The organism is Paraprevotella sp. (assembly GCF_986071375.1).
The window spans coordinates 1-8,153 of sequence record NZ_CFQRNQ010000036.1 but is presented as its reverse complement, the minus strand read 5'-3'; the positions used below and the strand labels follow the sequence as shown (position 1 = coordinate 8,153).

General features: G+C 49.8%; 8 protein-coding genes. 5 read left to right on the top strand and 3 right to left on the bottom strand.

What is annotated here, in order from left to right:
* Positions 1-17: 17 nt before the first annotated feature.
* Both AC5RDV_RS13205 and AC5RDV_RS13200 read right to left on the bottom strand, forming a co-directional pair.
* A complete protein-coding gene (locus AC5RDV_RS13205; RefSeq protein WP_282747852.1) occupies positions 18-1,727 on the bottom strand; it encodes a PspC domain-containing protein in 1,710 nt (569 codons plus the stop codon).
* Positions 1,728-1,755: 28 nt separating this feature from the next.
* Entirely contained in the window at positions 1,756-2,115 is a 360-nt protein-coding gene (locus AC5RDV_RS13200) for a PadR family transcriptional regulator (protein WP_130893767.1), read from the bottom strand.
* Between the two features lie 618 nt (positions 2,116-2,733).
* Between AC5RDV_RS13200 and AC5RDV_RS13195 the strand changes: the two genes are divergently transcribed.
* The 5 genes from AC5RDV_RS13195 (at position 2,734) to AC5RDV_RS13175 (ending at position 6,944) form a co-directional block, all read left to right on the top strand.
* Positions 2,734-2,979, top strand: coding sequence for a hypothetical protein (locus AC5RDV_RS13195; RefSeq protein WP_008618897.1), 246 nt, complete (start codon positions 2,734-2,736; stop codon positions 2,977-2,979).
* A 124-nt stretch (positions 2,980-3,103) separates the two neighbouring features.
* Positions 3,104-4,132: a hypothetical protein gene (locus AC5RDV_RS13190; protein ID WP_282747853.1), complete on the top strand. Its 1,029-nt coding sequence runs from the start codon at positions 3,104-3,106 to the stop codon at positions 4,130-4,132.
* Positions 4,133-4,159: 27 nt separating this feature from the next.
* A complete protein-coding gene (locus AC5RDV_RS13185; protein WP_282747854.1) occupies positions 4,160-4,624 on the top strand; it encodes a hypothetical protein in 465 nt (154 codons plus the stop codon).
* A gap of 201 nt (positions 4,625-4,825) precedes the next feature.
* Positions 4,826-5,860, top strand: coding sequence for an o-succinylbenzoate synthase (locus tag AC5RDV_RS13180; protein ID WP_282747855.1), 1,035 nt, complete (start codon positions 4,826-4,828; stop codon positions 5,858-5,860).
* Positions 5,841-6,944: an AMP-binding protein gene (locus AC5RDV_RS13175; protein ID WP_282747856.1), complete on the top strand. Its 1,104-nt coding sequence runs from the start codon at positions 5,841-5,843 to the stop codon at positions 6,942-6,944. Before AC5RDV_RS13180 ends, AC5RDV_RS13175 begins: the two co-directional genes overlap by 20 nt.
* Positions 6,945-7,233: 289 nt before the next feature.
* Here the strand turns inward: AC5RDV_RS13175 and AC5RDV_RS13170 are convergent.
* Positions 7,234-8,153 (bottom strand): OmpA family protein (locus AC5RDV_RS13170; protein WP_282747857.1); only part of this gene is annotated, 920 nt, incomplete at its 5' end.

The following is an 8,153-nucleotide window of genomic DNA, read 5'->3' as shown; positions in this document are numbered from 1 at the left end:
CATATCAGGCTACTTTTTTAAGGATGCCGGGCAGGTTTCCGAGGGATGGAAGAAGGATTCCGTTGGGGGAGATTACCGGTCTTTTCCAGTTTGAAATCCGTGGCTGAGAACCAAGTCCCGTCCCATGTCCTGCTGCGGATATTGGTCACGTCATAGCGTATGGTACCGTTGTGTGTGACGATGCTGTCAATCCTTACGGTGCTCCATCCATAGCCCTTTCCTCCATTGGCTTCGGTGATATTTCTCCATAAGCCCAATGAGACGGTACCGTCGTTCTGTTTCTTTTTGGCATCCTGCCAGATTTCGCCGCCTTCATTGCTATATATAGGTACTTGGGTCTTTTGTTCCTTTCCTCCGGAAATGGCGAAGATTTCGCAACCATGCCCGTCAGTCCGTGCGGCGGCCTCCAACCGGTAGATGCCGGGTGCCATGTGTACGGTTTGTTCCAACTCATATTCCATGTTCCGGTTGCCGCTCCAGGCATCGATATATTGCATTTCATGGTCACCGGTATAATATTCTCCGCTTTTCACGTAACCGTCACAGTTTTCGTGCCTGATGACTGTCCAACCTTCGTTTTTCAGGTAGTTTAACTGTTTCTGTCGGTGGGCGGCGTCTTCACGTTCTTGTTTTTCTTTGTAGAACTCCCGTCTGTAACGTTCATAAAAAGCATTGCCCTGAATGGCCGATGCAATGAAGACAGCCAGGCATACGACCCATGTCCCGAGGAGTGCCAACCGTTTCATGGCGTTCATAGGGGCTATGCGTCCGGTCATGCGTAAGATGGAATGTCCGCCTATATACAAAGTGAGGACCGACAAGACAATAAAGCTTATCGAGGCTATCCAATAAATGCCTTGGCCGATGGAACCGTTGACAAGCCCGTTGAAAAAGGCTTGGTCTGCCGACGAACTGAACACGCCCTCGCTTATACCTCCGCAACATGCGGAAATCAGGAAAAGGCAGAGCATGACCAAAGCGAACAATAAGACGATGGACAATATGAGAATCAGTCCGCCAATGAAGACAAAGAGGCAACCTTTAAAAACTGCAGTGATAATGTCCAGTAAGACAGTGAGGCATCCGCGTGCTGTTTTTTTCGTTTCCGGTGCTGTGGCATATTGTCCGGCTTTGCGTGCGCCTTCCATGATTTCGTCGCGCAGGTTTTCCATGTTCACGGGGCGTCCTTGCATGCGCAAGCGGTCTTCCGGGGTTTGGGCTTCCGGGGTAATGATCCATAGGATGAGGTAGATGACAATCATGGTGCCGAGGGAGAACCAGGCAAACAATATCATCAGTAGGCGGAGCCACAGTGGATCGATGCCGAAGAAACAAGCCAAACCGGAGGTGACGCCGCCCAACATTTTGTCGTCCGGGTTACGGAAAAGTTTCTTGTGGATGGTTTCTTTCGGTTTACGTCCTTCATGCGGTTCTTCTGTGCCTTCGGAAAGGTTTTCTGATTCCGGATTGTCCATTTCTTCCGGGTTCCCGATGCGTTTGATGATTTCCTGCATGTGTTCTATGGTAATGGCTTCCACCCCGGACGCCTTCAGTTCATCGAACAATTCAGCAATGCGGCGTTCGATGTCCTCCGCAATTTCTTCGCCCCCTTCTTGGCGGGAAAAGTAGCGTTGCATGTTCTTTTGGTATTGGTTCAACAGTTCGTAAGCGTCCTCGTCGATGGCATAGAGCGATCCGAAGAGGTTGATGGTAATATTCTTTTTCATAAATATTATGTATTTAAAAGTTAAGGATTCAGTCTTTTTCTTGTAGGGGAAGCCTTATGGGGCTTTCTGATTTCAGATGCCCCACAGTGGCGGAAAGCTCATTCCAGGCACAGTCCAGTCCGGCCAGGAAAGTTTCGCCGTCGAGGGTCAGGGCATAGTATTTGCGTGGAGGTCCTTGGGTGGACTCGCGCCATTCATAACTCAGCAACCCGTCCTTTTTCAGGCGGGTGAGCAGCGGATAGAGCGTGCCTTCCACGACAATCAAATCGGCTTCCTTCAGCCGTGTGATGATGTCGGAGGCGTATGACGGTTCCTTGCGCAGCAACAGCATGACACAATATTCCAACATTCCTTTCCGCATTTGTGATTTCGCATTGTCTACGTTCATAGGCTTTTAACGTTTAAGTAAGGAGACGTCCGGCCGGTGCGTCCCTTTGTTCCGTGCAAATATATGTATTATATTGGTACTATGCAATACATAGTAGTATGTTTCTTCTGATTTTCAATAGGAGAATTTCTTCATCACTCGTTTATCACCGTTTACTGACCAATAGGTTTAGATAAGTTCGGATACTGCAAAAAGAAGAAAAAATGAATGGAGAACATCAGTATTCATCATTTTTTCCTATATTTGCCTTGTACATTTCCGCAGAAAGCCCAAGGGTGGGCAAGGATATGTGCATTATATATGGAGAAGACGTTTACAAGCGTCTGGCTTTCGGGTTTCAGAACTTCGCACCTTTTGACCTGTCGAAAGAACAGATGGCAACCGGTAACGTCCTCGTGGTATGTATATTTACGTACTGTCCTTCCCTTTTGGGGAAAGGACATGCCGTATACATATCGGCGTGGGCTTTCTGCGTTGCTCGTTCTTGACAGGTGGGCATGCGAAGGCCTTGGAACTCGGAACGGGCAAAGGTAAGATTCCTACGCCTTTTCTATATACAGGCAGTTCTTATGTTGGATTTAACATGTCCGTTGGGAGTCCGGATGAATAAAGAGGGGTATGCTGCATATCGGACAGCTTATAGCTTGCACGCTTCACGAGCAAGGGCGTACGGTGACATGGTTTGCAAGACAGTTGTGTTGCACACGGCCTAACGTATATAAAATATTCGGCAAAGAAAATATTGATATCTCTTTGTTGTGGCGTATTTCTTGTATTCTTCATCATGACTTTTTCGGAGACCTTTCACAGGAAATGAAGTGTGACGTAAATTTTTCCCTTCCTTTTAGTTCCGGAACGGAATAGGGATGTTAATCAAATGGCAATATTTCTGTCAACTTCTTGGAACTATCCATTTCCGTTTCATCTTCTCGATTTGCCTATCTTTGCATGGTAAACTGAATTCGAGAACAATATTAAATTAAAAAAAATGAAAAAGTTATGTTTTAAATGTCCGGTTTGGATGTGGATTTTGGGCATGATGTTTTTTGTATCGTGTAGCGACGATGATAACGGTGGGACGGGCGGCGGCAACGGTGACAAGGATGCGTATTCCGTGACCATCCTGACGCAACCGTATTCGGGATTGTCTTCCACCACAGTGGAGGTTTCCGGGACGTGCACCATAACCGGGAAAGTGCCTGAGGTATATGCTTTTGGTTTTGTTTACGGGACATCGAAATCACCGGAAGCCGGCAATGAAGGAGTGGTGAAAGTACAGGTAGGTATGTCGGAGACAGGAGATTTCAAAACGACTCTGGAAGGTTTGACACCGAATACGACCTATTATTACAGGGCATATTTTGAGAAAGACGGGGCTTATGAATATGGCAATACGAAAACATTCACGATGAAGCCTGCTGACGATGGTATCGATGTGCCTACGGCTGGCGAACTGGTAGACATGGGAGGTCGGGTGAAATGGGCCTCGTGTAATTGGGATGCGTCTTCACCGGAGCAGACCGGCGTTTTGTGCGGATGGGGCGATCCTACGGGAACTGTCAAGTACCAAGGGATTATTGATACTTATGACTTTTATGTGCCTGCTCCCGGATGTTATGAGTATTATGCCGGGGTGAATCCTCCGAAGGAGATAAGCGGTACGGAGTTGGACATTGCTTACGTGAAATCGCAAGGCCGCTTGCGCATGCCCACGCGGAAAGAAATGGATGACTTGGTGGAAGATTGTCTCGTGAAAACGGTTCTGTATAATAATGTGGAAGGGCTGCTGTTCATTGCTCCCAACGGGAACAAGCTCTTTTTCCCCTCGTGTGGACGACGGATAGGATCAGAAGTCCTTACCAATGGGCTTAGCGTTTATTGGACAGGGACGTTTGAGCAGTATTCTTATGGTAGTCTACTGGTTTATGGATTGGGATTCCAAGGTGGTGATCCTGGACCGACAGACGGGATGGACTGTTGTCTAGGGGGAGCCATACGCCCGGTGGCCGATAAATGATTAATTAAAAGATAAAATGCGATGGATATGAAAAGTTTCAAATTATGGCAGTTGCCGGGATTCATGCTGTGCCTGTTGTTGGGGTTGGTGTTTTTTTCTTCTTGCGATAAGGACGATGACGAAGCAGGTGACGGAGGCATCATGGGGTATTGGTTGCCGTTGACAGACCTCCGTGATATGGCGAGAGAAGCGGTGGAAGAAGACAATGCCGATGAAGACGGTTTTACAGGAGGAGCCGTTTCATACCGTTTCCTGAATGCTAATACCGTAGAAAGTTTTACGACGAATTGCTACATAGGCCATAAGTCCGCTGCGTTTCATACGGAAACTGTTTCAGGAAAGACGGTGTCTTTCGTGGCGGAAAATGTGAGGACTTACACTTATGTGCTTGATGGCAATAAGGTGTATATCACGGATGGTACCATTGGTACATTAGTTAATGGTGAATTACGGGTGGATGGTTTGCTGTTTACTTTCCAGAAATTGGAGTGAGTCATTCCTTTCGTGCCTGGGAGAGTGTGTAAAGTCTGTTACTTTTATTCCCGTCGGTCGCGGAAGATTGTGTTTTTTAAGGTGGAAGCATGATTATCCGAAGATTTTTTCTAAGTTTGCACCCTAAAGTGATATGCTGCAGGTGGGTTTCCGTATGTGGGAATGTACGGTGCATGCAGTGACATTGAGGATAGAATGGGAATGATAGATTATAAGATAGATGTTTTCCCTCGGCTTTTTCATTTTAAAAAGCCGGCGGGTACGTCAAGGGGAGTGTACACGGAGCGGCGGTCGTGGTACGTCAGGGTGTCATCCGCTGCCTGTCCGGGACGTGAGGGATGGGGCGAATGCGCTCCCTTGCCGCAGTTGAGTGTGGATGACTTGCCGGATTACGAAAGCGTGTTGCGCGGGATATGTGCGGAGGTGGCTCGTACGGGGCAGGTCGATACGGAGCGGTGGAGGGAATACCCCTCCATGCTGTTCGGGTTGGAGACGGCTTTGCGCCATTTCGAGCAAGGGACGTATGCCTTGTGGGATACGCCCTTTTCGCGCGGTGAAGAGGGCATCTGCATCAACGGGTTGATATGGATGGGCGACCATGACGCCATGTACAGGCAAATCAGGGAGAAGTTGGAAGCCGGCTTCCGTTGTGTCAAGTTGAAAATCGGTGCCATCGGTTTCGAGGAGGAATTGGACTTGTTGCGTTTCATCCGGCGGCATTTCCCGGCTCGTGAGGTGGAACTCCGGGTGGATGCCAACGGGGCTTTTGCTCCTGCTGAAGCCTTGGACAAGCTGAAACGGTTGGCCGAACTTGATTTGCATTCCATCGAGCAGCCCATACGGGCCGGGCAATGGGACGAAATGGCCGGACTGGTGTCGGTTTCGCCCTTGCCCGTCGCTTTCGACGAGGAGCTGATAGGACATTGCAGCCTTGAAGCGAAGCAGAGGCTGTTGGACGCGCTCCATCCGCAGTATATCGTGCTGAAACCCTCGTTGCATGGCGGGTTCTCCGGTTGCCGGGAGTGGATAGAAGAGGCGGAAAAGAGGAACGTCGGATGGTGGATTACCTCGGCACTAGAGTCGAACGTAGGCTTGAATGCCATTGCGCAATGGTGTGCCACATGGCACACCCGGATGCCTCAGGGATTGGGCACGGGAATGTTGTTCACTGACAACGTGCCGATGCCGTTGGAGATCCGGAAAGATTGTTTGTGGTATGTGGCAGACGGAGATTGAACGGCAGCATGTCGGCGTGGAGGGGCGGCGTTTCTCGGCGGCAGACTTGCACGAACTGGCCGCGTTGTCCGTTGAAGAGGAAGATGAGGCTTTGCGGGCCGTTTATGCCTTTCTGGCGGAATGGTTCTCGCCTGCGTCTACGGTGGAAGTGCAGACTTCCGGTTCCACCGGTGTTCCCAAGCGGATGAGAGTGGAAAAAGCGCGGATGATGCGTAGTGCCGTTCGGACGTGTGAGTTCCTCGGCTTGCGCCCGGGCGACACGGCTTTGCTGTGCATGGACTTGAAGTATATCGGGGCTAAGATGATGGTCGTGCGTGCCTTGGTGGCCGGACTGCATCTATGGGTTCGTCGTCCGTCGGGGCATCCGTTGGCCGACGTGGAGGAGCGGGTGGATTTCCTGTCTGTCGTGCCGATGCAACTTTACAACACGTTGGGGCAGGCGGACGAGCGGGAGCGTCTGGCACGTGTTCGTTGTGTCATCGTGGGGGGCGGAGCGGTGGACGAGGCTTTGGAACGGCGTTTGGAGTACTTGCCCTGCCGGGTGTATTCCACTTACGGCATGACGGAAACATTGTCGCATGTCGCTTTGCGTCCACTTAACGGGCCGGAGGCTTCGGCAGGTTATCGTCCTTTCGAGGGGGTAAGTTTGTCGCTGTCCGCCCGGGGGACGTTGGTGATTCATGCACCGGAATTGTGTGTTTCCGATTTGGAGACGAACGACGTGGTGCGTCTGCATGCCGATGGCACGTTCACAATCGTGGGGCGTGCGGATAATGTGGTAAACAGCGGGGGCGTAAAAATCCAAATAGAGGAGGAAGAGCATCGGCTGAAGGAGCTTATCAGCGTGCCTTTTGCTTTGACTTCCGTGCCGGACCGGCAGTTGGGCGAGGCTTTGGTGTTGTTGTTGGTACGTGATTTCCCGATGGATGATGCCGACTTGTTTGGTGCGATGAAGGCTTTTCTGCCTCGTTACCATGTTCCCCGGCATATTTTGCGCGTGGAGACCGTACCGGTGGCGGGAAATGGTAAGGTGGACCGTAAGGCTTGCCGGGAGTTGGCTCTTGGAGCAGGGGCTGTCCGTTGATGCTTTTTATAATCTTGACAAAAGGGGCGGTTTTTGCAGGAGGACAAATGCCTTTGCCGAAGGTGTTCTGCCGATATGAGGCAAACGGGAAATCGTTTGGCGCAGAATGAAAAATCAATCTCATGAGATTGAAAAATCGTTTGGCTGAGAAAAAAATGTTAAAACGAGGAGCCTGATGGAGTAATATGTAGATTGCAGAATCACAGTGTTTTAGGATTCCCAAACGATAAAGGGTATAAAAAAAGACCGCTTGCGAAAAGCGGCCTTTTTTATATCAGTCTAATGATGATTAATCTTCAACAATCGTACAGATGCTGACGCGGTTCCAATCCGGTTCCTCGAACATGTAGCCTACGCCTTGTCCCTTAGCTGTAATACGGCGAACGTCGATTCTGTATTTGTTCACCAACATATTCTTCACGGCTTCCGCACGTTGGTTGGCGATACGTTCGTTCACTTCGGCACTTCCTTCAGGAGAAGCATATCCTAAGATGTTCACCTTAGCTTCTTTATGGTTCTTCAGATAAGTGGCGATACGTTCTACGTTGGGTTGCTGTGACGCGTCGATGACGATCTTGCCTTGACGGAATGTTACGACAGACTCCAATGTTTTCTTGTTGTTCGTAATCACTTTCGGGCCTTGGTTGCGGCATTCTTGCAGTGCACGTTCCAAATCGGCAGATTTCTGTTCCTCGTTGCGGAGTCGGTTAGCCGTATTTCTCATGCTTTCATCCTTGGAGCTTACGTCCTGACGCAAGTTGTTGATGGTAGCGTTCAGTGCGCTGACTTCCGATGCGTCGTAGGCTCTTACCTTTGTCATGTGATGCTTGCCGTTGCTGTTCTTGAAGTGATAAACCACTCCGGCTGTAATTTCCCAGTTGGCATAATTGGCATTGAAATTGGGGTGGGAGTGAGCCCTGTCGGCATCCCACATGCTCATATCCCATAGGATAGCCGGTTTGATGGCTACGGTCCATGCTTTCTTTTCTCCCAAATTGAAATTGAAGTTTACTCCGGCTTTTGATGCCAAGTGGTTGGCACCTTCGCCTGTCTCATAGAAATCGTTCAGGCGTAACCAACCAAATCCGCCTACGGCTTCTACTTCGAACAGGCGTGGCTGACCGTTGTATCCTGCAAACATGTTGTTTAGGTTGAGCCGATTCAACAACATCAGGTTGAAGGCGTCGAATGCCGTACCGCTCTTTTGGG

Coding starts and splice junctions, on each gene's coding strand:
- AC5RDV_RS13205 (WP_282747852.1), bottom strand. CDS start 1,727: ATGAAAAAGAATATTACCATCAACCTCTTCGGATCGCTCTATGCCATC.
- AC5RDV_RS13200 (WP_130893767.1), bottom strand. CDS start 2,115: ATGAACGTAGACAATGCGAAATCACAAATGCGGAAAGGAATGTTGGAA.
- AC5RDV_RS13195 (WP_008618897.1), top strand. CDS start 2,734: ATGCTGCATATCGGACAGCTTATAGCTTGCACGCTTCACGAGCAAGGG.
- AC5RDV_RS13190 (WP_282747853.1), top strand. CDS start 3,104: ATGAAAAAGTTATGTTTTAAATGTCCGGTTTGGATGTGGATTTTGGGC.
- AC5RDV_RS13185 (WP_282747854.1), top strand. CDS start 4,160: ATGAAAAGTTTCAAATTATGGCAGTTGCCGGGATTCATGCTGTGCCTG.
- AC5RDV_RS13180 (WP_282747855.1), top strand. CDS start 4,826: ATGATAGATTATAAGATAGATGTTTTCCCTCGGCTTTTTCATTTTAAA.
- AC5RDV_RS13175 (WP_282747856.1), top strand. CDS start 5,841: ATGTGGCAGACGGAGATTGAACGGCAGCATGTCGGCGTGGAGGGGCGG.